General features: G+C 65.9%; 21 protein-coding genes and 1 pseudogene. 10 read left to right on the top strand and 12 right to left on the bottom strand.

Annotated elements, in window-relative coordinates; genetic code table 11:
* Window positions 1-350 precede the first annotated feature (350 nt).
* A complete protein-coding gene (locus G7Z99_RS13215) occupies window positions 351-983 on the top strand; it encodes an acyl carrier protein phosphodiesterase (RefSeq protein ID WP_181094484.1) in 633 nt (210 codons plus the stop codon).
* A gap of 101 nt (window positions 984-1084) precedes the next feature.
* On the opposite strand, the gene G7Z99_RS13210 is transcribed toward G7Z99_RS13215, so the two are convergent.
* Both G7Z99_RS13210 and olsB read right to left on the bottom strand, forming a co-directional pair.
* Window positions 1085-1882: a lysophospholipid acyltransferase family protein gene (locus G7Z99_RS13210; RefSeq protein WP_181094482.1), complete on the bottom strand. Its 798-nt coding sequence runs from the start codon at window positions 1880-1882 to the stop codon at window positions 1085-1087.
* Window positions 1882-2637, bottom strand: coding sequence for an L-ornithine N(alpha)-acyltransferase (olsB, locus tag G7Z99_RS13205; protein ID WP_181094480.1), 756 nt, complete (start codon window positions 2635-2637; stop codon window positions 1882-1884). The genes G7Z99_RS13210 and olsB overlap by 1 nt, the downstream gene beginning before the upstream one ends.
* A 224-nt stretch (window positions 2638-2861) precedes the next feature.
* Here olsB and G7Z99_RS13200 point away from each other — a divergent pair, with 224 nt between their 5' ends.
* Both G7Z99_RS13200 and G7Z99_RS13195 read left to right on the top strand, forming a co-directional pair.
* Entirely contained in the window at window positions 2862-3443 is a 582-nt protein-coding gene (locus tag G7Z99_RS13200) for a YceI family protein (protein ID WP_181094478.1), read from the top strand.
* Between the two features lies 1 nt (window position 3444).
* Window positions 3445-4605, top strand: coding sequence for a phospholipase D-like domain-containing protein (locus tag G7Z99_RS13195; RefSeq protein WP_181094476.1), 1161 nt, complete (start codon window positions 3445-3447; stop codon window positions 4603-4605).
* Window positions 4606-4611: 6 nt separating this feature from the next.
* On the opposite strand, the gene G7Z99_RS13190 is transcribed toward G7Z99_RS13195, so the two are convergent.
* Window positions 4612-5010 carry a nuclear transport factor 2 family protein gene (locus G7Z99_RS13190; RefSeq protein WP_181094475.1) on the bottom strand — a complete coding sequence of 133 codons (399 nt, stop codon included), beginning with the start codon at window positions 5008-5010 and terminating at the stop codon, window positions 4612-4614.
* Window positions 5011-5125: 115 nt separating this feature from the next.
* On the opposite strand from G7Z99_RS13190, the gene G7Z99_RS13185 reads away from it, so the two are divergent.
* Both G7Z99_RS13185 and G7Z99_RS13180 read left to right on the top strand, forming a co-directional pair.
* Window positions 5126-5716: a GNAT family N-acetyltransferase gene (locus tag G7Z99_RS13185; RefSeq protein ID WP_181094473.1), complete on the top strand. Its 591-nt coding sequence runs from the start codon at window positions 5126-5128 to the stop codon at window positions 5714-5716.
* Entirely contained in the window at window positions 5713-6603 is an 891-nt protein-coding gene (locus G7Z99_RS13180; RefSeq protein WP_181094471.1) for a carbon-nitrogen hydrolase family protein, read from the top strand. Before G7Z99_RS13185 ends, G7Z99_RS13180 begins: the two co-directional genes overlap by 4 nt.
* Window positions 6604-6678: 75 nt before the next feature.
* Here the strand turns inward: G7Z99_RS13180 and G7Z99_RS13175 are convergent, their stop codons facing one another.
* A complete protein-coding gene (locus G7Z99_RS13175) occupies window positions 6679-8202 on the bottom strand; it encodes a fumarate hydratase (protein WP_181094469.1) in 1524 nt (507 codons plus the stop codon).
* Between the two features lie 262 nt (window positions 8203-8464).
* Between G7Z99_RS13175 and G7Z99_RS13170 the strand changes: the two genes are divergently transcribed.
* The gene (locus tag G7Z99_RS13170) at window positions 8465-9397 is read left to right on the top strand and encodes a 2Fe-2S iron-sulfur cluster-binding protein (RefSeq protein WP_181094467.1); all 933 of its coding nucleotides are present in this window, start codon (window positions 8465-8467) and stop codon (window positions 9395-9397) included.
* 40 nt (window positions 9398-9437) lie between these two features.
* On the opposite strand, the gene pyk is transcribed toward G7Z99_RS13170, so the two are convergent.
* Window positions 9438-10889: a pyruvate kinase gene (gene pyk / locus G7Z99_RS13165; RefSeq protein ID WP_181094429.1), complete on the bottom strand. Its 1452-nt coding sequence runs from the start codon at window positions 10887-10889 to the stop codon at window positions 9438-9440.
* 290 nt (window positions 10890-11179) lie between these two features.
* Here pyk and G7Z99_RS13160 point away from each other — a divergent pair, with 290 nt between their 5' ends.
* From G7Z99_RS13160 to sbcB, 3 genes are all read left to right on the top strand, one after another.
* Window positions 11180-11566 carry a tetratricopeptide repeat protein gene (locus tag G7Z99_RS13160; protein ID WP_181094427.1) on the top strand — a complete coding sequence of 129 codons (387 nt, stop codon included), beginning with the start codon at window positions 11180-11182 and terminating at the stop codon, window positions 11564-11566.
* Window positions 11567-11689: 123 nt separating this feature from the next.
* The gene (locus G7Z99_RS13155) at window positions 11690-12049 is read left to right on the top strand and encodes a PilZ domain-containing protein (protein ID WP_181094425.1); all 360 of its coding nucleotides are present in this window, start codon (window positions 11690-11692) and stop codon (window positions 12047-12049) included.
* Between the two features lie 60 nt (window positions 12050-12109).
* Complete coding sequence (gene sbcB, locus G7Z99_RS13150) at window positions 12110-13540, top strand: exodeoxyribonuclease I (RefSeq protein WP_181094423.1); 1431 nt, start codon at window positions 12110-12112, stop codon at window positions 13538-13540.
* 66 nt (window positions 13541-13606) lie between these two features.
* Here sbcB and mvaT read toward each other — a convergent pair whose 3' ends face one another.
* Window positions 13607-13984: a histone-like nucleoid-structuring protein MvaT gene (mvaT, locus tag G7Z99_RS13145; RefSeq protein WP_181094420.1), complete on the bottom strand. Its 378-nt coding sequence runs from the start codon at window positions 13982-13984 to the stop codon at window positions 13607-13609.
* A gap of 294 nt (window positions 13985-14278) precedes the next feature.
* Here mvaT and purU point away from each other — a divergent pair, with 294 nt between their 5' ends.
* A complete protein-coding gene (gene purU, locus G7Z99_RS13140) occupies window positions 14279-15130 on the top strand; it encodes a formyltetrahydrofolate deformylase (protein ID WP_181094418.1) in 852 nt (283 codons plus the stop codon).
* Window positions 15131-15280: 150 nt separating this feature from the next.
* On the opposite strand, the gene G7Z99_RS13135 is transcribed toward purU, so the two are convergent.
* From G7Z99_RS13135 to G7Z99_RS13115, 6 genes and pseudogenes are all read right to left on the bottom strand, one after another.
* Window positions 15281-16273, bottom strand: a complete 993-nt coding sequence (locus G7Z99_RS13135; RefSeq protein ID WP_181094416.1) for a lysylphosphatidylglycerol synthase transmembrane domain-containing protein — start codon at window positions 16271-16273, stop codon at window positions 15281-15283.
* Window positions 16270-17034: a DUF2334 domain-containing protein gene (locus G7Z99_RS13130; RefSeq protein ID WP_181094414.1), complete on the bottom strand. Its 765-nt coding sequence runs from the start codon at window positions 17032-17034 to the stop codon at window positions 16270-16272. The genes G7Z99_RS13135 and G7Z99_RS13130 overlap by 4 nt, the downstream gene beginning before the upstream one ends.
* Window positions 17027-18148 (bottom strand): glycosyltransferase family 4 protein, encoded by a 1122-nt coding sequence (locus G7Z99_RS13125; RefSeq protein ID WP_181094491.1) that lies wholly within the window; start codon window positions 18146-18148, stop codon window positions 17027-17029. The genes G7Z99_RS13130 and G7Z99_RS13125 overlap by 8 nt, the downstream gene beginning before the upstream one ends.
* 228 nt (window positions 18149-18376) lie before the next feature.
* Window positions 18377-19141, bottom strand: coding sequence for a methyl-accepting chemotaxis protein (locus G7Z99_RS20185; protein ID WP_375139155.1), 765 nt, complete (start codon window positions 19139-19141; stop codon window positions 18377-18379).
* A 93-nt stretch (window positions 19142-19234) separates the two neighbouring features.
* Window positions 19235-20107: pseudogene (locus G7Z99_RS20180) on the bottom strand (HAMP domain-containing protein); the annotation flags it as partial.
* Between the two features lie 452 nt (window positions 20108-20559).
* Window positions 20560-22032 (bottom strand): inorganic phosphate transporter, encoded by a 1473-nt coding sequence (locus G7Z99_RS13115; protein WP_181094410.1) that lies wholly within the window; start codon window positions 22030-22032, stop codon window positions 20560-20562.
* Window positions 22033-22135: the final 103 nt, after the last annotated feature.

Genomic DNA, 22135 nt, shown 5'->3' with positions numbered 1-22135 from the left:
GCTTCAACCCGGTCATCAAGGCGATGGCCGAGCGGCTTGGCAATCGACGCAAGGCGTACAAACAGATCGTCTGTGCGGCCATGCGCAAGCTGCTGCACCTGGTGTATGGCGTGGTGAAATCCGACAAGCCGTTCGACCCTCAGATCGCACTTGCGATGTGAGGATCAAGACGGTATCTACACCCGTAGCCCCACCGCGGCATGGCAGGCTATCGCGGTTACCTGTGGGAGCGGCCCCAGTGCCGCGATTGGGCCTGCAAGGCCCATGAAATCAGCCACCCGATGCGTCAGGTAGACAGGCCTCGACACCGCCATACAGGTGGGCGCCACATCGGTGCTAAACTCGCGCGGATGAACTACCTGGCACATCTGCACTTGGGCGGCGACCAGCCGCCACAGCTCCTGGGCAGCCTCTATGGCGATTTCGTCAAGGGCCCGCTGGAGGGGCGCTTCACGCCTGCGCTCGAGGCGGCCATACGCCTGCACCGGCGCATCGACAGCCACACCGACAGCCATCCCCAGGTGCTGGCGGCACTGGCGCGCTTTCCCACCGCACGTCGCCGTTATGCCGGGATCGTGCTGGACGTGTTCTTCGACCATTGCCTGGCGCAGGAATGGTCGGCCTATGCCCAGACCCCGCTCGCAGCCTTTACCGGTCGGTTCTACCACATCCTGCTGGCACAGCCCGATCTGCCAGGGCGGTTGGCGCAGATCGCGCCGTTCATGGCGGCGGACGATTGGCTGGGGGCGTACGCCGAGTTCGACACGCTCGAACAGGTGTTCCGTGGCATCGGTCGACGTCTGTCGCGACCGGAGGCCCTGGTGGGCGTGATGGATGAACTGGCGCAGGCGTACGAGGCCCTGCGCGAGGACTTTCGGTCGTTCTATCCGCAGTTGCAGCGGTTCGCCCAGGAGGAACAGGTGCGGATCGTGCAGGAGATCGAGGCCAGAACAGCGCATGAGGCGCGCGTGCTCCCGGAGTGAAAAGGCTTGAATGTGCAGACCTTGCAGGCCGGCCCGGCAGGCCCCACAGGTCCGTGCCAGCCGAGGGGCAAGCCGCCCTTGCCGGCTCCGCAGGGAGGCCTTCAGGGCACCGTCAGAACGGCCTCGCGCGCACGCTGAGTCCGCTCGGCGTCGAGCGGCTTGCGCAAGGCCGCTTCGATCACCTGCTGCGCCTCGCGTGCCAGCGCCGTGCGCTCCCGTCCCAGGCTCACCAGCGGCTCCAGTACCTGCACCTGCACCGTCGCCGGCGGATGGGCCAGCAGCCTCAGTACATGAGCCAACAGATCGTCGTCACCCGTGAAGGGCGCCAGCGTATCGCGCTGTCCCTCGCGCACGTAGGCGATCGCCACCGGCTGCACCGGCAGGCCGGCCTCGATCGCACCGCCCAGCAAGCGCCCGTGGAAGGTGCGCAGCGCCTGGCCGTCAGTGGTCGTGCCCTCGGGAAAGACCAGCACCGGGCACCCCACTTGCAACCGTCCTGCGATCCGCTGGCGCAGGCGTGGCCCCTCGTGGCCGCCACGGCGGATGAACAGCGTCCCGGCCCGGTGCGCCAGCCAACCGGCCAGGGGCCAGTGGCGGACCTCCTGCTTGGACAGGAACGACAACGGGACGAGCGTGCCGAGCACCGGGATGTCGACCCAGGACACATGGTTGCTGACCCAGAGCATGGGCCGCGTCGGCAGCCGGCCACTGACCTGGACGCGAAACGGCAGTGCCGCCACCAGCCGGCCCATGAACAGGCACGTCCAGCGCTGGCGGCGTCGCGCCGAGACCGGCACGCCCAGTCGTTCGCCCAGCACCACCGCACTGGCCAGTGCCACGCCCAGGCCGAGTACCGGAAGCAGACGACAGGCGCGCAGCGCCACCCGCCAGCGCGGCATCAGACGGCCGCCTTGAAATGACGCGCATAGCGAGGGCACAGCTGATCGCGCTTGAGCAGGATGAACACGTCGGCCACCTGGAAGGCCTCGTCCCAGCACGGCTCGCCGCACACCTTGGCGCCCAGGCGCAGGTAGGCCTTGAGCAGGGGCGGCAGCTCGGCGATGACGTTGCCCGGCACGTCCCTGGCCGGCAACGGGATGCGCGGCTCGGCCCGCACATGCTCATGGCACAGGTGGCGCTCGCGCAGGCGCTGCATGATCGCCTGGGCCTGCACGCCGCCATCGTGCAGGGAGATGCTGGTGCAGCCCATCAGGTAGCGGTAGTCGCCTTCGTTGAGCACCTCGGCCAGCTCGGCCCAGAGCAGGGCGATGGTGGCCCCCGTGCGGTAGGCCGGGGCGACGCAGGTGCGGCCCAGCTCGAGGATCGGCCCCTGCAGCTGGCTCAGCCCCTGCAGGCAGAACTCCTCTTCGCTGTAGAAGCGTCCCACTCGGCAGGCCGCGCGGTGGTCCAGCAGGCGCGTGGTGGCGACCAGACGACCACTGATCGTGTCACGCACGCCAAGGTGCTGGCAGTGGACGTCGTAGGCATCCTGGTCCAGCCCGGCTTCCTCGCCTTTGAAGGTCGCCTTGAAGTCGCGACTGAACACCTCGAAGCGCAGTGCCTGGGCTTCACGCAAGGCCGCCTCGCCGGTCAGGCGCTCGGCGCGCAGGCGCGGCGTGGAAGGGTTGCCAATCGAGCGAGCGGTCCGAATCATGCGAGTCTCCGTGAGCCTGCCAGGAAGGGTGCCGCGCAGTCGAACCGCGCGGGCAGCGCCAGACTAGAAAGCCCCAGTGTCAGGCCAGTGACGCTTGGGTGATGCTTGCATGACAGGGGGGCAGGCTGGGCCGGCACTGGGCGGCTCACGCAGCAAGGCCGTGGACGCTTGCTGGGAACCCGGCGGCCCGTTAATGTTCACAGCCTCTTTTCGAAGGGTTTCCCATGCTCAAGCTGTCACGTGTCCTGCTTGCCCTGTTGTGTGCCTCGAGCGTGCCGGCCCTGGCCGACTGGCACCTGGACGGCGAGTCGTCACGGCTGTCGTTCGTCGCCAGCCAGAATGGCGACACGTCGCTGGTGCATCGCTTCCTGGTGCTGCACGGCAAGGTCGATGATGCCGGTGCCGCGCAGTTGCGCATCGAGGCCGATTCGGTCTTCAGCGGGGTGCCCCTGCGCGACGAACGCATCCGTGACCACCTGCTGGAGGTCAAGCAGTACCCCGATGTCACGGTGCAGGCACGGATCGACCTGCAACCGATCCAGGACCTGGCCAACGGTGCCCAGGTCGAGCTGCGCCTGCCGCTGACCGTCACCGTGCGCGGGCGCCAGCACCGTTACGAGGCGCCCCTGCTGGCCACCCGCCTGGACCAGCGACGCTTTCAGGTGGTGACGCTCGAGCCGGTGGTGCTGCATGCCGAGGACTTCGGCCTGGTGCCCGGGTTGGACGCGCTGCGCAAGCTGGCCGGCGTCACCTCCATCAGCCCCTCGGTACCGGTCAATGCGGTGCTGATCTTCAACGCCCGCTGACATGCCAGGGCCGGTCTTCCCCTGGCGTGCCGGCAACCAGTTCGACCTGCTGGTCGACGGGCCGACGTTCTTTCCGGACATGATCCTGGCGATCGTGCGCGCCGAGTACCAGGTCGATCTGGAGCTGTACCTGGTCGAGGCCGGTGCTTGCGCCGAGGCCATGGTCGATGCCCTGGAGACGGCGGCCCGGCGTGGCGTGCGCGTGCGTTGTCTGTTCGATGGGTACGGGTCGCTGGCCTTTCCCTCGACCCTGCGTCAGCGTCTGCGCACGGCCGGCGTCGAGCTGCGGTCGTACAACCCGCTGCACTGGCGCCGTGGCGTGCGCAACCTGTACCGCGATCACCGCAAGTTGCTGCTGGTCGATCAGCGGTGGGCCGTCGTGGGCGGCACCGGCGTCACCGATGAATTCTGGCGGCCGGGCGAGCCGGCCAGCGACTGGCACGAGGTCATGGTGCGCCTGGAGGGGCCTGTGGTCAGCGACTGGCAAGTGCTGTTCGACCGCCAGTGGCATGCCAACGAAAGGCGCACCGCCTGGCGCCCCCCGGAAGGCTTCGAAGGCCTGGCGCGTCTGCCCAGGCCGCCCGTCGAAGGGCAGGGGCTGGGCCGTGTGGCCTACGCCGACGCCCGCCAGCACCGTGACATCCTGCGCGCGCTGGTGCGGGCGCTGAGCACGGGCGAGCGACGCATCTGGCTGGCCACGCCGTATTTTCTGCCCACCTGGAGCGTGCGCCGCTCCCTGCGCCGTGCCGCCCAGCGTGGCGTCGACGTCCGTCTGCTGCTGACCGGCCCTCGCACCGACCACCCGGCCGTGCGTTACGCCGGCCATCGCTACTACCCCCGGTTGCTGCGCGCCGGGGTGAAGATCTTCGAGTACCAGCCATGCTTCCTGCACCTGAAGATGGTGCTGGTGGACCAGTGGGTCAGCGTCGGTTCCTGCAACTTCGACCATTGGAACCTGCGCTTCAACCTCGAGGCCAACATCGAAAGCCTGGATCCGGCGCTGACCGACCAGGTGGTGGCCAGCTTCGAGCGGGACTTCGCCCAGAGCCAGGAGGTCGACCTGGCCAGCTGGCGCGCCAGGCCCCTGTGGCGGCGGACCAAGCAGCGGTTGTGGGGGTGGCTCGACCGGCTGGTGGCCAACCTGTTCGACCGCCGCAGCTAGGCGCGGTCAGGCCACCTGCTCAAGCCAGTCGTTGAGGTTGTAGTAGTTGCTGACCCGGGCGATCTTGCCGACGTGGATGTAGAAGAAGGCGCCGGCCGGCAGCACGTAGGTCTGGCCGTTGGCGGCGGGCAGGCCTTCATCGTCGGTCAGGTATTGGCCATGGACCACAAATTCGGCGGCGGCACGGTCGCCCTCGGCGTTCTGCATCACCACCAGGTCGGTCAGGCGTTCGCGGTAGCAGCGGTTCATCTTGTCCATGAAGGCCGCGAAGGCCTGCTTGCCCATCTGCCGCTCGCCCTGGTTGATGTCGTGGACGACGTCTTCGCTGAGCAGGGCGAGAAAGCCCGGCATGTCACCGGCGTTGAACGCGGCGTAGTAGGCCTGGACGAGTTCCGTAGCGGTCATGGCAATGTTCCTGTCGTGTACGGGAAAGGAAAGGGCGAGGGGCGGATGATAGGGTTTCCCCTCAGGCCCGGCTTAGCCGAGCGCGCCATCCACATCGGGAAAACGACCACCTCGCATGGAAATCCGCCTGCTGCATGGCGCTGCGATCGCGCCCTACATCGATGACCTCGCTCGCCTGCGCCTGACGGTGTTCCGCGAGTTCCCCTACCTCTACGACGGCACCCTGGACTACGAGGCCGACTACCTGGCCAGCTATGCCCGCTCGAGCCGCAGCCTGCTGGTGCTGGCCCTCGACCAGGGTCAGGTGGTGGGGGCTTCCACCGGCCTGCCACTGGTGGATCAGGCCGCCGAGTTCCAGCAGCCCTTTCTCGAACAAGGCCGCGACCCCAAGGCGGTGTATTACTTCGGCGAATCGCTGGTGCTGCCCGCCTACCGTAACCAGGGCCTGGGGGTGCGCTTCTTCATCGAGCGCGAGTCGTACGCCCACAAGCTGGCCGCGTTCGACTATTGCGCGTTCTGCGCCGTCGAGCGGCCCTCGGGCCATCCGCTGCGCCCGACCGACTACAAGCCACTGCAAGGCTTCTGGCGCAACCGCGGCTTCCTGCACGAGCCTTCGTTGCGAACCCGCTATGCCTGGCGCGACCTGGACGAGACCCAGGCGTCGGACAAGATCATGTCGTTCTGGCTCAAGGCGCTGCCGGTATGATCCGCCTGGCGGCCTGCCAGTACGCCATCGAGCTGTTCGAGACCTGGGACGCCTATGCGGCGCACCTGCAAGCGCTGTGCGCCGAGGCCGCGCAGGAGGGCGCACACCTGCTGCTGTTACCCGAATACGCCGGCCTGGTGCTCAGCGGCCAGCTACCGGTCGAGCAACGCAGCGATCTGAATGGGTCGATCGCCGGGATCCAGGCGCTGATTCCGCGCTGGATGACGCTGTGCGAGGACATTGCCAGACACCACGGCCTCTACCTGCAACCGGGCAGCCTGCCGGTGCTCGACCCCGACGGCCATTACCGCAATCGCGCCTGGCTGTTCGGCCCGCAAGGGCGGCTGGGTCATCAGGACAAGCTGATGATGACCCGCTTCGAGAAGGACCAGTGGAACATCAGCCCAGGGCAGGGGGTGCAGGTGTTCGACACCGCGCTGGGGCGGCTGGGCATCCTGATCTGCTATGACAACGAGTTCCCCATGCTGGCCCGGCGTCTGGCCGAGGCAGGGGCCGAACTGATCCTCGCGCCCAGCTGCACCGACACCGAGGCGGGCTATCACCGGGTCCGTGTCGGCGCACAGGCGCGTGCGCTGGAAAATCAGATTGCGGTGCTGCAAAGCCCGACCGTGGGGCTGGCGCCATGGTCGCCGGCGTTGGACGAGAACGTGGGGCGGGCGGGGTTGTTCGTGCCGCCGGACCACGGGCTGCCGAGCGACGGGGTGATCGCCCAGAGCGACACGACGAACGCCGCCGAGAGTCGTTGGTTGCACTGCTCGCTGGACCTCGATGCAGTCGCCCGCACCCGTGAGCACGGGCAGGTCTGGACGTACAAGGATTGGCCAGGCCAGTTCGACGAAGGCCTTCTGGACGTCAGGACGGCCTAGGACGCGCGTTGCCCGGTGGCCTTGAACACGAACGCCCGGCGAGACCGGGCGTTCGTCTGCAGCGTGAGCGACGGCTTACTTCACTTCGACTGCCAGGCTCTGGGCGATCTTGCCCTGCCACAGCGCAGGGCCTGTGATGTGCACCGACTCGCCGTTGCTGTCCACGGCCACGGTCACCGGCATGTCCTTGACCTCGAACTCGTAGATCGCCTCCATGCCCAGCTCGGCGAAGGCCAGCACCTTGGACTTGCGGATGGCCTGGGCCACCAGGTAGGCGGCGCCACCGACGGCCATCAGGTACACGGCCTTGTTGTCCTTGATCGCGTCGATGGCGGTCGGGCCACGCTCGGACTTGCCGATCATGCCCAGCAAGCCGGTCTGCTCGAGGATCTGGCGGGTGAACTTGTCCATCCGCGTGGCGGTGGTGGGGCCGGCCGGGCCGACCACTTCGTCACCGACCGGATCGACCGGGCCGACGTAGTAGATGAAGCGGCCCTTGAGGTCCACCGGCAGCGACTCGCCGCGGTTGAGCATCTCGACCATGCGCTTGTGCGCCGCGTCGCGGCCCGTGAGCATCTTGCCGTTGAGCAGGATGGTTTCGCCCGGCTTCCAGCTGGCGACTTCTTCCGGCGTGATCGTGTCGAGGTCGACACGGCGCGCGCTTGGCCCGGCCTCCCAGACGATTTCCGGGTAGGCGTCGAGCGATGGCGCTTCCAGTTCGGCCGGGCCGGAGCCGTCGAGCACGAAGTGCGCGTGGCGGGTGGCGGCGCAGTTGGGGATCATGCACACCGGCAGCGAGGCGGCATGGGTCGGGTAGTCCATGATCTTGACGTCGAGCACGGTGGTCAGGCCACCCAGGCCCTGGGCGCCGATGCCCAGCTGGTTGACCTTCTCGAACAGCTCCAGACGGATCTCTTCGATGCGGTTCTGTGGGCCGCGGGCCTTGAGCTCATGAATGTCGATGGACTCCATCAACACTTCCTTGGCCATCACCGCGGCCTTTTCGGCGGTGCCGCCGATGCCGATGCCGAGCATGCCCGGCGGGCACCAGCCAGCGCCCATGGTCGGCACGGTCTTCAGGACCCAGTCGACGATCGAGTCGGACGGGTTGAGCATGGCCATCTTCGACTTGTTCTCGGAACCACCGCCCTTGGCCGCGACGTCCACCTCGAGCGTGTCGCCCGGGACCATCGAGTAGTGGATGACCGCGGGGGTGTTGTCCTTGGTGTTCCTGCGGGCACCGGCCGGGTCGGCCAGGATCGAGGCGCGCAGGACGTTTTCCGGCAGGTTGTAGGCGCGGCGCACGCCTTCGTTGATCATGTCGTCGACGCTCATGGTCGCGCCGTCCCAGCGCACGTCCATGCCCACGCGCACGAAGACCGTGACGATACCGGTGTCCTGGCAGATCGGACGGTGGCCGGTGGCGCACATGCGCGAGTTGATCAGGATCTGGGCGATGGCGTCGCGCGCGGCGGGCGACTCTTCACGCAGGTAGGCCTCGTGCATCGCCTGAATGAAATCGACGGGGTGGTAGTACGAGATGAATTGCAGGGCGTCGGCGACGCTCTGAATCAGGTCGTCTTGCTTGATCACGGTCATGCAGCGCGCTCCTCTGGATCCGGGAACATTCGTGGAGGCCTCGCGTTGGCGCAGGGCCACGACGCAAAACCTGGCAAGGCGCGCCGGCAGGTCAGGCCGACGCGAAAAAAGGCGCGGCAGTATAGCGCGCATCCCGGGCCGGCACACCTGCAGGTGGTCTGGACCAAGGTCGATTGCCCGCGTGCACGGTTTCTGCGTCGGCGACTGGTCGCGGCGCGTGCGAGCGCCTAGAGTGGCGGTTTGCCTCGATGAGACCTGTGTCATGCCCCAATTGAGTGTCGGTGAGCGCTGCTGGCAGGTGCCCGTCGGCAGCAACCTGCTCGATGCCCTGAACGGCGCCGGCCTGGCCGTGCCCTATGGCTGTCGGACCGGGGTCTGCCAGACGTGCCGGGTCCTGTGCACGCAAGGGCAACCGTTCGACGCACGGCCTGACGCGCTGGACCCGGCGCAGCGTGCCCAGGGGTGGCGGCTGGCCTGCCAATGCACGGTGGTGGAAGACGTGCAGGTCGTGCTCGACACCACGGGCCCACACGGCCAGGCGGCCCAGGTCCTCGACGTGGCGTGGCCGGCGGCCGAGGTCGCGTGGGTGCGCCTGACGCCCCAGGGGCCGCGGCGCCTTCTGGCCGGTCAGGAGCTGGACCTGCAGGTGGGGCCGCACGCGGTGCCAGCGTTGTTGGCCGATATGGACGAAACGCGCTGGCTGGAGGTGTACGTGGACGCTCAGGGCGCTGGCGAGGTGCTCGCCGCCCTGCACGCGTTGACGCCTGGCACCGAGGTTCGCCTGAACGCGCGGCGTGCGCGGGCCTTGCACTATGACCCCCAGTGGCAGACGCAGCCGTTGTGGCTGCTGGGGGAAGGCGCAGGCGTGGTGCCGTTGCTGAGCCTTGCCCATGAGGCGCGGGCACAGGGGCACGAAGGCGATGTCTGGCTGGTGCAGGTGCTGGACACGGTCGCGCCACTCTACCTGGAGGCCGCGCTGCGCCACCTGGCCGACGTCTGGTCATCCATGCAGGTCGAAACGTTCGCCCGCGAGGGGCTGGAGGCGCGACTGACCGGCGCACGTGGGCTCGACCGGCGTACGGTGGTTCTGATCTGTGGCGATGCCAGGCATGTGGACGGGTGCGGCCGGCGCCTGTTCATGGCCGGGCTCCCGAAGGGGCAGGTGCTGACCGAGGTGCTGGACGCACCCCGGTAGCAGGATCCGCAGGCCGGACGGCACCGCGGACCGGTCAGGCTCAGATCAGCGGGTCGCCCACGTGCAGGATCTTCATGCCGTTGGTGCCACCGATGGTGTGGTAGCTGTCGCCCTTGGTCAGGATCACCCAGTCACCTTGTTGCACCAGGCCGCGCTGCAGCAGCTCGTCCACGGCCGCCTGGCTCACCTTGTCCGGCGCCAGGGCGGCGGGGTCGAAGGCGATCGGGTAGACGTTGCGGAACATCGCGCTGCGCGCCTGCGTGGCACGGTGCGGCGACATGGCGTACACCGGTACGTGCGAGCGCAGGCGCGACATGATCAGCGGGGTATAGCCGCTTTCGGTCAGCGCGATGATCGCCTTGACGCCCGGGAAGTGGTTGGCCGTGTAGATGGCCGCCAGGGCGATGCTTTCGTCGCAGCGCTCGAACGTGGTGTGCAGACGATGGCTGGACTTCTGGCTGGTCGGGTGCTTCTCCGCGCCCAGGCAGATGCGCGCCATGGCCTGGACCGCTTCGATCGGGTAGGCGCCCGCAGCGCTCTCGGCCGACAGCATCACCGCATCGGTGTTGTCCAGCACGGCGTTGGCCACGTCGGATACTTCGGCGCGGGTCGGCATCGGGTTCTGGATCATCGACTCCATCATCTGGGTCGCGACGATCACCGCCTTGTTGTTGCGGCGGGCGTGCTGGATGATCTTCTTCTGGATCGCGATCAGCTCGGCATCGCCGATTTCCACGCCCAGGTCGCCACGGGCCACCATCACGGCGTCGGAAGCGGCGATCAGGCCATCGAGGGTCTCGTCGTCGGCCACGGCCTCGGCGCGTTCGATCTTGGCCACCAGCCAGGCGCTGCCACCGGCTTCGTCACGCAGCTGACGGGCGTATTCCATGTCCTTGGCGTCGCGTGGGAAGGACACGGCCAGGTAGTCCAGGTCCATTTGCGCCGCGAGCTTGATATCGGCCTTGTCCTTTTCGGTCAGGGCCGGCGCGGTCAGGCCGCCGCCACGGCGGTTGATGCCTTTGTGGTCCGACAGCGGACCACCGATCAGTACCACGCAGTGCAGGGCATCGGCGGTCGCGGTTTCGACGCGCATGACCACCCGACCGTCGTCGAGCAGCAGTTCGTCACCCACGCCACAGTCCTTGACCAGGTCCGGGTAGTCGATCCCGACCACCTCCTGGGTGCCTTCGGTCAACGAGTGGGCCGTTGAGAACGTGAAGCGGTCACCGGCCTTGAGCTCGATGCGCTTGTTGGCGAACTTGGCGATACGGATCTTCGGACCCTGCAAGTCGCCCAGCAGCGCGACATGACGACCGAGCTTGGCGGCGATGTCACGGATCAGCCGGGCACGGGCCTTGTGCTCGTCCGGAGTGCCATGGGAGAAGTTCAGGCGTGCGACGTCCAGGCCCGACAGAATCAGCTGTTCGATCACGTCCGGCGAGTTGCTGGCCGGGCCCAGGGTGGCGACGATTTTGGTACGGCGGATGGTCATGCACAGACTCCTATAGTGAAGCGCAGCGAAAGGCTACTCCTGAATCGGGCTGTAGTCATTGTTCGGATGCACTACCGTGGAAGGGCAGAAGCAGGTCGCCAGCTGCGCGCTGCACGCCACGCTACAGGCCGAACGCGACACGCAAGTGTCGATCGTGTTGCCGTGGTGCGGGCGTGGGGCTGCTGCTCGGCATCGCTCGCGCCCTCGACGCGCTCGGCTCGCCGCTGCACCTCACCCTCCAGTTTCAGCAGCCGCCGCCGATACACCGTGCAGCAAGAGGAGAACGCCCCATGCGTGCCATGATCGTTTTGATGCTGGCGACCAGTGTCGTCGGCTGTACCCGATGGTCGATGGACCATCACTTGAACAATGCCTACCGCGCCTACGAGCGGGGCGATTGCCAGCGGGTGATGCTGGAATTGTCCCAGGTGGACCGCACCAGCCGCGCACGGCCGTTCATCCACCCGGAAGTCGCGCTGCTGCGCGGGCAATGCCTGGAGCGTCAGAAGCTCTATGTCGATGCCGCGCAGACCTACCAGTACCTGATGCAGCGCTGGCCTGGCAACGAGTATGCCTACCGCGCCCAGGCCCGCCTGCAGACGCTCGAGCAACTCGGGCATTACCGGGGTGTGACACCTGCGGTCACGGTGCCCCTTGCGACACCCACTGGGCGGTAAGCGCCAATGACGGTGCAGACCAGGACCAGGCCGCCGAACGGTCTGGACGAACCTGTTAAATGAATGTAACGATCGAGGCGATTCCACGCCCATTGCCATCCGCGAAGGACAGTGACCGCCATCATGTTTATCGAGCGCCAGATAGAACGCCACCAGCTTCCGCTCTACCTCACCGTCTACAACCGCTACACCGACCAGCTGCTGGGGTACCTGGGCAACGTGTCGGAAGCCGGCCTGATGGTGATCAGCGAGCTGCCGATCCTGGTGGGTCCGGATTTCGAGCTGCAGCTGCGCATTCCGTTACCGGGGGAGGGCTGGCAGTTCATCAACCTGACCGCCAGCTGCCTGTGGTGCCAGGAAGACCAGATGCCGGGTCATTACGATTCGGGGTTCATGCTCTTGCAGGCGCCTGAGGAATACAACGCCTTCGTGCGCACCCTGCACGCTTATTTCAGCTTCAACTCGCTCAACGCCTCTGCCTGAGGCTGGCCCGCGCACGCCCGAGGCCCTAGACTCTGGTCGATCTTGTTACAGGACGACCCCGTGAGCGCGAGCATCTTCTGGCACGACTACGAAACCACCGGCATCAACCCCCGCTGTGACCGCCCCCTGCAACTGGCAGGGATACGCACCGACCTGGACCTCAATGAAATCGAAGCGCCGGTCAATCTCTATTGCCAGCCCTCCGACGACATCCTGCCGCACCCGATCGCCTGCCTGGTCACGGGCATCACACCCCGGCAGCTGGCCGATCACGGGCTGGTCGAAGCCGACTTCATGACCCGGGTGCACACCGAGCTGGCCCGTCCAGAAACGTGCGCAGCCGGGTACAACACCCTGCGCTTCGACGACGAAGTCACGCGCTACAGCCTGTACCGCAACTTCTTCGACCCCTATGCACGCGAGTGGCAGGGCGGCAACAGCCGTTGGGACCTGATCGATGTGGTGCGCACGGCCTATGCACTGCGTCCGGAGGGCATCGTCTGGCCGCAGCAGGAGGGCCGCACCAGCCTGCGACTGGAGCTGTTGAGCCAGGCCAATGGCATCGACCACGGCCATGCCCACGAGGCGTTGTCCGACGTGCGCGCCACCATCGGCCTGGCGCGGTTGCTCCGTGAGCGCCAGCCCAGGCTGTACGACTGGTTGTTCGCCTTGCGCAGCAAGCATGCCGTCATGGCGCAGATCCGGCTTCTGGAACCGATGGTGCATATCAGCGGGCGGTTTTCGGCTGCGCGCCATTATCTGGGTGTCGTACTGCCTTTGGCCTGGCACCCGCGTAACCGCAACGCACTGATCGTGTGCGATCTGCACATGGACCCCTCGCCCCTGATCACGGAGTCGGCCGCCGACTTGCGACAGCGACTGTACGCTCGGCGCGATGCACTGCTCGACGGACAACTTCCCGTCCCGCTGAAGTTGATCCATGTGAACCGCTGTCCGGTCGTGGCGCCGTTATCGGTCATACGGCCTGCGGATCAACAGCGGTTGGGATTGGACCTGTCGCTGCATCACGCCAAGGCCACGCAGTTGGTGCAACAGGCCGCCCGGTGGCAACCCGTCCTGGATGAACTCTTCGCACAGGAGGACTTCACGCCGACCGACGATCCGGAGCAGCAGTTATATGAAGGGTTCATTGGCGACCGTGACCGCCGCGTGTGTGAACAGGTGCGTGCTTCGGACCCCGAGCAGTTGTCCCGTGGGCACTGGATGTTCGACGACATGCGGTTGCCGGAATTGCTGTTCCGTTACCGAGCGCGCAACTTCCCCGCGACGTTGAGCCCCGAGGAGCGGCAGCGCTGGATGACCTTCTGCAACGAGCGGCTGGACAATCCGGCCTGGGGTGCACCGCTGACCCTGAGCGCGTTCGAAACGGCCTGGCAGCAGGCGTGGCTTGAGGCCAGCGCGCCACAACGCGAGGTCCTGCTGGCCTGGCAAGCCCATGTGGCCGGCCTGAAGGCACGACTGCAGCCGTGAACGGGCGGCCATGAAAAAACGCCAGCAAGCTGGCGTTTTTCATGAACCGGAAAACCGGATCCGCAATCAGTCCAGCAGGCTGGACCAGCTTTCAACTTCGTCACCGCCCCACTTGGCTTTCCACTCTTTCAGCGTCTTGTGGTTGCCGCCTTTGGTTTCGATGATTTCGCCGTTGTGCGGGTTTTTGTATTGCTTGACCTTGCGGGCACGCTTGGTGGTGGCCGGTTTGGACGCCGTACGCGGGCCTTTGCTCAACTTGGACTCTGGGTCGAGCAGTGCAATTACGTCGCGCAGCGACTTGGAATATTCGCCCATCAGGGTGCGCAGTTTACCTTCGAATTCCAGCTCTTTCTTCAGCTTGTCGTCTTGCGACAGATTGGCCAGGCGAGCCTGAAGTTCTTTGATGGCTTCTTCGGTGGCGCGGTATTCGTTGATCAACGACATGAGGTATTCCTTGAGACGTATTCAGAGAGACAGTGGCGTCGATAGTAAACAGGGTTTATCGACAAGTAAACAATTAACGTGCGCACTGTCGAGCCGCGAGAGTGTGGCTATATGTACTTTCTGGGTTAAGAAAAATTCACGCCGTGTTTGAGACATGCCCTTCTTGACCTCATTCGTGTGAGCCGATTGTACACACCGGGGGTCTTTTCCATACGCCGGGCACTGAATCATTACTGCAGGTTTCCTTGCAAATCGTTAGACTACGCCCCTTTGCAAGTTCTGGAGTTCTTGTTCATGCGCACCTTCCGACTGGTGATCGCCTGCCCCGACGGCGTGGGCATCGTGGCCAGCGTCAGCCATTTCCTGGCTTCTCATAACGGTTGGATCAATGAGGCCAGCCATCATTCCGACGAGCAGAGCGGCTGGTTCTTCATGCGCCATGAAATCCGCGCCGACTCGTTGCCCTTCGGCATCGAAGCGTTCCGCGAAGCCTTCGCGCCGATCGCCGAAGCCTTCTCCATGAGCTGGCACATCACCGACTCGGCTCAGAAGAAGCGCGTCGTGCTGATGGCCAGCCGTGAGTCGCACTGCCTGGCAGACTTGCTGCACCGCTGGCACACCGGCGAGCTGGATTGCGACATTCCCTGCGTCATCTCCAACCATGACGATTTGCGCAGCATGGTCGAGTGGCACGGCATTCCGTTCTTCCATGTCCCGGTCGATCCGCAGGACAAGCAGCCGGCATTCGCCGAGGTCGCCCGCCTGGTCGAGGCCCATCAGGCCGAGGTCATCGTACTGGCGCGTTACATGCAGATCCTGCCGCCTCGGCTGTGTCAGGATTACGCAGGCCAGGTCATCAACATCCATCACAGCTTCCTGCCCTCGTTCGTCGGCGCCAAGCCCTACCACCAGGCAGCGCTGCGTGGCGTGAAGCTGATCGGCGCCACGTGCCACTACGTGACCGAAGAGCTGGACGCCGGCCCGATCATCGAGCAGGACGTGGTGCGCGTCAGCCACGCTGACACCATCGATGACATGGTCCGCTTCGGTCGCGACGTCGAGAAGATGGTGCTGGCTCGTGGTCTGCGCTATCACCTCGAGGACCGCGTCCTGGTCCACGGCAACAAGACCGTGGTCTTCGACTGATCGAGGCCGGCATGGCGGACCCACGTGACAAGGCGACCGCCAGTGCCCCGCCGCGACTGGGCGAGGGGTGCCTGGCGCGTTATGACCCCGAGGCCATGAGCGAGGCGCTGGGCACCGAGTTCGAAGGGGCCGCCGAGCTGTGGCGCCAGCTCAGCTCGGTTGCCGACGCCAGCGCTTCAGCAGAGGACGTGCCAGCAGGCACAGGAACACCGGGCCGCCTGCCGCCAGATAGAAGTAGTACGTGACGATTCGCCAGATGATGATCGCCGCCGCCGCCGTCGAGCTGCCCACCAACGGCGACAGCAAGGTCGCCGAGGTCAACTCGGCGGCGCCGGCGCCACCGGGCAGCAGGCTGAACTGGCCGGCGCTCAAGGCGAGCATCTGCACCAGGAAGCTGGGGATCCACGCCAAGTCCGAACCCAGGCCGCGTAGGGCCAGGTACAGCACGCTGTAGCGCAACCCCCAGTGCAGGCAGGTCAGGGTGAAGACCATGGCCAATGTCCGTTTGGGCAACTGCCAGGTTTCCGCCAGGGCGCCCAGAAAGTGCAGCAGCTTGCGGGCCCAGCGTCGGCGACGCACCTCCGACAGGCCCACACGCCGCAGGCAACGGCCGTTGAAGCGCATCACCGCACGGCGCCAGCGCAGCAGGGCGATGACCACGGCCAGGACGCCACACAGCAGCAAGGCGCTGCTGATCAGCATTGACTCCTGGCTCCTGCCCAGGCTATGGAACAGCGCGTAACCCGCGATCCCCAGCAGCGCACAGATGAAGAAGGCCAGGTCGTTGAGCTGGTCCATGGCGAACGCGGCGCCACTGCGTGCAGGGGCGATGCCTTCCTTGTTCAGCAGGGTGATCAGTGCCACCGGGCCGCCGCTGCCGCCGGGCGTGGTGCAGATGGCAAACTCGGTGGCCATGAGCACACCCACGCTCTTGAGTCGGCCCAGGTGGGCGCCTTGCTGGCCCAGCAGCAGGCGAAGGCGCATGGCGTTGAGGATCCAGCACAGCACGATCATGCCCAGCAGCCCGGTCATCAGCCCGGGTGGGAAGGTGCGCAGGCGCGGTAGCAGCTCGCTGCCACCGAGAAAGGCCGGCACCAGCACGGCCACGGCCAGGGCTACCCCCAGCCAGGCAAAACGACTCATGCGGCGACCCTGTGGTCCAGCCAGGTCGATTTGGTCATGGGCACACGGCCTTGGTCCAACAGCTCGCGCACGGCCTCGAGCCAATACTCGCGCGACGACGCGTGACGCATGTCCACCGGGTGCAGGCCCAGGCGCAGGCTGTCGGCGCTCTCGAGGCGTCGACGTTGCCAGTCGCACAGCAGACGCGAGAGCCCACGGCGCCAGGCGCTTCGCGCGCTCCAGACCAGCCCGGGGGCGGTGATCGGGGTGAAGTCAGGCAGGCTGTACAGGTGCTGCGGCGTGCTGGTGTAGCGCAGCGGCAGGGTCTTGAGGGCCTGCCGCGTGCCTTCGCTCATCAGCCAGGCCGGGGCGACGAACCCGGCCAGTGGCCAGCCCTGACGCTCGAAGAGCGCCATGCCTTCCTGCAGACGGTCGAGCGCGGCCGCCTGGCTCAGGCCATAGAACTCGCCTTCGTGCGTGTAGATCCGGCGCATGAAGAACTCTTTCGGTGAACGGGCGGCAGGGCCATCGTCGGCATGGTAATAGCCGTGCAATGCCAGCTCGTCGCCCTTGGCCAGGCGTCGTTCGAGCACGCTGCAGAAGTCTGGCGAACGCGACAACGCGTTGCGGTGATGGAAATCAGGCACCACCAGCCAGGTCATCGGCACGTCGCCCATGGCGTCCACGGCCTCCACGAACGGACGGTAGTCCGGCCAGGTTTCCGGGGCGACATCGTGCAGCACGACCATGAGGCTGCGGGTCTTGGGCGTGGCGTCATGCATGGGCCAGCACCTCCGGCTGATGGCCCAGCACGGCCTGGTAGTGCCCCAGCAGGCCGTTGACCACCGCATCCCAGGCGTAGTGCTGCTCGACATGGCGCCGCGCCTGGGCACCGAGCTTGCGGGTGCCTTCCTCGAAGGCTTCGCGCACGGCCTCGGCCATCGCCCGCCCGTCGTTCGGGCGGCAGAGTCGGCCACACTGATCGTTGACCAGTTCGCTGAAGGCGCCTGCGCGCACGGCCACCACCGGTGTACCGCTGGCCATGGCCTCGAGAATCACCAGGCCGAAGGTTTCCTGGTCGCCCGCGTGTACCAGCAGGTCGGCGCTGGCCATCAGGCGAGCGACATCCTGGGCCGGGGAGAAGTGATTGATGACCGTGACGTTGTCGGGCACGGCCGTGGGCATGTTCGAGCCGACCAGCAACAGGTGGTAGGGCTTGCCCAGCTGGCGCATGCAGTCGAGCAGGACCGGCAGGTTCTTTTCCCGCGAGCCGCGTCCGGCAAAGACCAGCAGGCGCGCGGTGTCCGGGATACCGAGCCGGGCCCTGAGCTGTGTGTCGCGCTGATCAGGGTTGAAGGTCGTCAGGTCGACGCCCAGACGCTGCACGTGCACGTCCTTGACGCCTAGGCGGGTCAGCTTGTCGGCCATCACCTGGCTGGGGGCCAGTACCCGGTCGAAGTTGCCGTACAGCTTGCTGACGTAGGCTTCCACGTTGGGCGTGAACCAGCTGCCCATGCGGTTCTTGACCAGCAAGGGCAGGTCGGAGTGGTAGAAGCCGATCACCGGCACATCGAGCTGGCGGCGCGCTTCCAGTGCGGCCCAGGCCGTGAAATAGGGGTCGCCGACTTCGATCAGGTCCGGCTGCAGCCGGCCCAGGACCTTGCACCAGGGCGCGAGGCGGACCGGGAACCGGTAACCGTTGCCGAACGGCAGGGCAAGCGCCGGCACCTTGTAGATACCATTGGCATCGCTGGGCTTGGGGCCGGGAATCAAAAGACTGTGTTGCACGCCTGGCATATGGCCGAGGCGACGGTGCTTGGCATCGAGGTAAGTACGTACACCCCCGCTGGCCGGGGCATAGAACATGGTGATGTCAGCGATGTGCACGATCAGCATCCCTCCGGGATCGTCTTGGTGGTCTGTCATCCGGCAGTAACAGTCCGGAGATGACGCGCCTACCCATTGACCATTCCGGAGGGTGGTTTGTTCGATCGGCAGGACGGCTGTGCGCCGCCAATCATGGCGCCGGCGGCGGCGAACGGCCGCCGGCGACACAGGCACTCGCCGCCTGCGGAAGGCACGTGCAGTGCCACGCAAATGTCTCCCTCTCGCGCGGTGCTTGCCTCAGATCCTGAAGCTGCCGACCAGATGCTTGAGCCGGGCCGCCTGCTGTTCCAGGTCGGTGCACGCGCGCAGGGTGGCCTGCAGGTTCTCCACGCCTTCCTGGTTGAGCAGGTTGATCTCGTTGATGTCCATGTTGATCGAGTCGACCACGGCGGTCTGCTCTTCGGTGGCGGTCGCCACCGACTGGTTCATGCCATCGATCTCGCCGATGCGCTGGGTCACGCTGCCCAGCCGCTCACCCGCCTGGTTGGCGATCTCGACGCTGTCCTGGCTGTGGCGCTGGCTCTGGCCCATGGTGTCGACCGACTCGCGCGCACCGACCTGCAGCTCTTCGATCATCGTCTGCACCTGCTGCGCCGACTCCTGGGTGCGGTGCGCCAGGTTGCGCACTTCGTCGGCGACCACGGCGAAGCCGCGACCGGCTTCACCGGCACGCGCCGCCTCGATGGCCGCGTTGAGCGCGAGCAGGTTGGTCTGCTGCGAGATGCTGGTGATCACATCGAGAATCTGACCGATGTTCACCGTCTTGCTGTTGAGCTTCTCGATGTGCCCGCTGGAGCTGACGATCAGGTCAGACAGGCGCGTCATCGCCTGGATGTTGCGGTCCACCACCTGTTGACCTTCTTCGGCCAGCAGACGCGCCGAACTGGCGTGCTGGGAGGCCTGAGCCGCGTTGTTGGCGATTTCCTGGGCGGCGGCGCCCAGCTCGTTGATCGCCGCGGCCACGCTGTTGGTGCGGTTGGACTGCTCGTCCGAGTTGCTCATCGACGAGTTGGAGGCGCTGACCACGCGCAATGCCACTTCGTTGACGTGTTCGGTGGCCGACGACACTTCGATGATCGAGCTGTGGATGCGCTCGACGAAGCGGTTGAAGGCCGTGCCGAGGATGCCGAACTCGTCCTGATGATGGATGCGCAGGCGTTTGGTCAGGTCGCCTTCACCTTCGGCGATGTCTTCCATGGCCCGGGTCATGGTGTGCAAGGGTTGCATCAGTGCGCGGATCAGCAAGCCAAGCAGGGCGATGATGATGACCACCGCGACCACCGTGGCGATCACCGCCGACGTGCGGAAGGTGCTGAGCATGGCGTAGGCATCGGCCTTGTCCACCGACAGGCCCACATACCAGTTGGCGTTCGGCAGGCCCTTGACCGGGGTGAAACTCAGCAGGCGGGCGTTGCCATCGACGTCGACTTCGCTCAAGTCCTGGGTCAGGCGCGGCGTCTGCCCCGGGAAGACCTCTGACAGGGACTTCATGACCAGCGCCTTGTCCGGGTGCACCAGGATCTTGCCCTGGTCGTTGACCAGGAACGCATAGCCCATGCCGCCGAAATTCAGCGAGTTGATGATCTGCACCAGCCCGTCCAGCGCCAGGTCGCCACCGACCACGCCTATGTCACGCGAGACGCTGGAGAGGATGCCGATGACCATCTTGTTGGTGGTCAGGTCGATGTAGGGTTCGGTGAGGATCGCCCCGCTGGCGTTCATGCCGTCCTTGTACCAGGGGCGGGTGCGCGGGTCGTAGCCGGCTGGCATTGGCGAATCGGGGCGTACGCTGAAACGACCGTCGGTACGGCCCAGGTAGGCCGTGAGAAAGCTCGAGGTGACGGCCTTCTGGCCCATGAAGACTTCCGCGTTGTCCGGTGCCTGCGCAATGTTCTGTGCCAGGTTTTCCACCAGCCTGATGCGGCCATCGAGCAGGTTGCGGATGTTGGTCGACGTGGACTCGCCCATTTCGTTCAGATAGCTCTCCAGGTCGGCGCGAATCGCATTGCGCTGGAGATAGTCGTTGTACAGCGTGAACAGGGTAAAGGCGAGTATGACGATCAGTGACGCCGCCAGCAGGATCTTATGGCTGAATTTCAAGCTTTTGTTCATGGCGTAATCGGTTCCGCAAGGGGATGGAACAGGGTGTTCAGGCGGGGGGATCGGCGCTCACCGCGCGCTGCCCGCGTGTCGTTCCGGAGTCGTTCCTGGTCTTCCGTCGGACATCGACAGGGGGTATCGGCCGGGGAGGGGGGAATCTTGAATGGGAGAGGGGAAAAACAGAGGGGACGAGCTGGAAGTGGCAAGTCGCAAGAAAAACCGGGGAAACACCGTGGGTGTGCGGTGGGCGAATGAGGTCGCCCGCCGCTTTATACCCGAAGCGGCAAGCGACGTTCGCTTGCCGCCTGCCGCCTGCCGCTTTACGCCAGCGCCTTGGACGCCAGCCAGAACAGCCCGGCAGCCAGGCCCATGGAGGCCGGCAGGGTCAGGACCCAGGCCAGCAGGATGGTCTTGACCGTACCGCCTTGCAGGCCGCTCTTGTTCGCCACCATGGTGCCTGCCACGCCGGAAGACAGGACATGGGTGGTCGAGACTGGCAGGCTGAACACGTTGGCCATGCCGATGGCGCAGGCTGCCGTGATCTGGGCGGCCATGCCCTGGGCATAGGTCATGCCCTGCTTGCCGATCTTCTCGCCCACGGTCAGCACCACGCGCTTCCAGCCGACCATGGTGCCCAGGCCCAGGGCCAGCGCGACGGCCACGATCACCCAGAACGGGGCGTATTCGGTTGTGGCGGTCAGGTCCTTGCGCAGCTTCTCGAGGTCGGACTTCTCGCGGGCGTCGAGGCCAGGCAGCTTGCCGACCTTCTTCGCGGTGTCGTCCAGGCACAGCAGGTAGCGGCGCACTTCGACACGTTGCTCGGAGGGCAGCCCATGGTAGTCGGTCACGCCCTTGAGCGTGCGCTGCAAGGCGGTGATGGTCGGCTCGGTCTGGCGCGGGTCGCAGCTGAACTGCTCCGGCAGATCGCCCGTCTTGGCCTTGCCCAGGGCCAGGAACTCGCCAAGCGTCGCTTCGTTGCGCTGGTAAAACTGGCTCAGGTGCAGCGTGGCGTCACGGGTACGCTCGATCTGGTAGGTGCTGCTGCCCAGGTCGAGGACGAACTGCGACGGTACGATACCGATCAGCACCAGCATGATCAGGCCGATGCCTTTCTGGCCGTCATTGGAGCCGTGCACGAAGCTCACGCCCATGGCCGAGATGACCAGCACCAGGCGGTTCCAGAACGGCGGATGCTTCTTGTCGTCGAGCTTGCGACGCTGCTCGGGCGTCTTGTGCATCTTCGACAGCGGGCGCCACCACTTCAGGCCGATCAGCACCAGGGCGGCGACCACGAAGCCTGCCAGGGGCGAGACGACCAGGGAGAGCGCGATGTCGATCGCTTTCTGCCAGTTGACCCCATCGCCCAGCGGAATGCCGTTGATCAGGGCATTGGCCAGGCCCACGCCGAGGATCGAGCCGATCAGCGTGTGCGAACTCGACGACGGAATGCCGAAGTACCAGGTACCCAGGTTCCAGGTGATGGCCGCAGCCAGCAGCGAGAAGACCATGGCCAGGCCGTGACCGGTGTTGACGTTGATCAGCAGCTCGACCGGCAGCAGGTGGACGATGGCGTAGGCCACGCCGACGCCGCCCAGCAACACGCCGAGGAAGTTGAAGACACCGGACAGGAACACGGCCAGGTGTGGCGGCATGGCCTTGGTGTAGATGACGGTGGCTACCGCGTTGGCGGTGTCATGAAAGCCGTTGATGAACTCGAAGGCGAGCACGAAGGTGACTGCGAGCACCAGGCTCACCAGAACCCAGGCATCCAGTCCGCTGAATAAATCGATCATGAAGTTTGTCTGGCGGTCGTAGGGGGGGCGGATTATGCCAGAAAACCCTGGCAATCGATCCCCCCCCAGGGCAGCCGGCGACGAACCGAAGCGCAGGACACCG

This window comes from Pseudomonas entomophila, assembly GCF_013523165.1.
In the GTDB taxonomy this organism is placed as follows: Bacteria; Pseudomonadota; Gammaproteobacteria; order Pseudomonadales; family Pseudomonadaceae; genus Aquipseudomonas; species Aquipseudomonas entomophila_A.
This window is presented reverse-complemented; position numbering and strand designations above follow the sequence as displayed.

Bases quoted from the DNA above. Each gene is read 5' to 3' on its own strand.
- G7Z99_RS13215 (WP_181094484.1), top strand. From the start codon at position 351: ATGAACTACCTGGCACATCTGCACTTGGGCGGCGACCAGCCGCCACAG.
- G7Z99_RS13210 (WP_181094482.1), bottom strand. From the start codon at position 1,882: ATGCCGCGCTGGCGGGTGGCGCTGCGCGCCTGTCGTCTGCTTCCGGTA.
- olsB (WP_181094480.1), bottom strand. From the start codon at position 2,637: ATGATTCGGACCGCTCGCTCGATTGGCAACCCTTCCACGCCGCGCCTG.
- G7Z99_RS13200 (WP_181094478.1), top strand. From the start codon at position 2,862: ATGCTCAAGCTGTCACGTGTCCTGCTTGCCCTGTTGTGTGCCTCGAGC.
- G7Z99_RS13195 (WP_181094476.1), top strand. From the start codon at position 3,445: ATGCCAGGGCCGGTCTTCCCCTGGCGTGCCGGCAACCAGTTCGACCTG.
- G7Z99_RS13190 (WP_181094475.1), bottom strand. From the start codon at position 5,010: ATGACCGCTACGGAACTCGTCCAGGCCTACTACGCCGCGTTCAACGCC.
- G7Z99_RS13185 (WP_181094473.1), top strand. From the start codon at position 5,126: ATGGAAATCCGCCTGCTGCATGGCGCTGCGATCGCGCCCTACATCGAT.
- G7Z99_RS13180 (WP_181094471.1), top strand. From the start codon at position 5,713: ATGATCCGCCTGGCGGCCTGCCAGTACGCCATCGAGCTGTTCGAGACC.
- G7Z99_RS13175 (WP_181094469.1), bottom strand. From the start codon at position 8,202: ATGACCGTGATCAAGCAAGACGACCTGATTCAGAGCGTCGCCGACGCC.
- G7Z99_RS13170 (WP_181094467.1), top strand. From the start codon at position 8,465: ATGCCCCAATTGAGTGTCGGTGAGCGCTGCTGGCAGGTGCCCGTCGGC.
- pyk (WP_181094429.1), bottom strand. From the start codon at position 10,889: ATGACCATCCGCCGTACCAAAATCGTCGCCACCCTGGGCCCGGCCAGC.
- G7Z99_RS13160 (WP_181094427.1), top strand. From the start codon at position 11,180: ATGCGTGCCATGATCGTTTTGATGCTGGCGACCAGTGTCGTCGGCTGT.
- G7Z99_RS13155 (WP_181094425.1), top strand. From the start codon at position 11,690: ATGTTTATCGAGCGCCAGATAGAACGCCACCAGCTTCCGCTCTACCTC.
- mvaT (WP_181094420.1), bottom strand. From the start codon at position 13,984: ATGTCGTTGATCAACGAATACCGCGCCACCGAAGAAGCCATCAAAGAA.
- purU (WP_181094418.1), top strand. From the start codon at position 14,279: ATGCGCACCTTCCGACTGGTGATCGCCTGCCCCGACGGCGTGGGCATC.
- G7Z99_RS13135 (WP_181094416.1), bottom strand. From the start codon at position 16,273: ATGAGTCGTTTTGCCTGGCTGGGGGTAGCCCTGGCCGTGGCCGTGCTG.
- G7Z99_RS13130 (WP_181094414.1), bottom strand. From the start codon at position 17,034: ATGCATGACGCCACGCCCAAGACCCGCAGCCTCATGGTCGTGCTGCAC.
- G7Z99_RS13125 (WP_181094491.1), bottom strand. From the start codon at position 18,148: ATGCTGATCGTGCACATCGCTGACATCACCATGTTCTATGCCCCGGCC.
- G7Z99_RS20185 (WP_375139155.1), bottom strand. From the start codon at position 19,141: ATGAGCAACTCGGACGAGCAGTCCAACCGCACCAACAGCGTGGCCGCG.
- G7Z99_RS13115 (WP_181094410.1), bottom strand. From the start codon at position 22,032: ATGATCGATTTATTCAGCGGACTGGATGCCTGGGTTCTGGTGAGCCTG.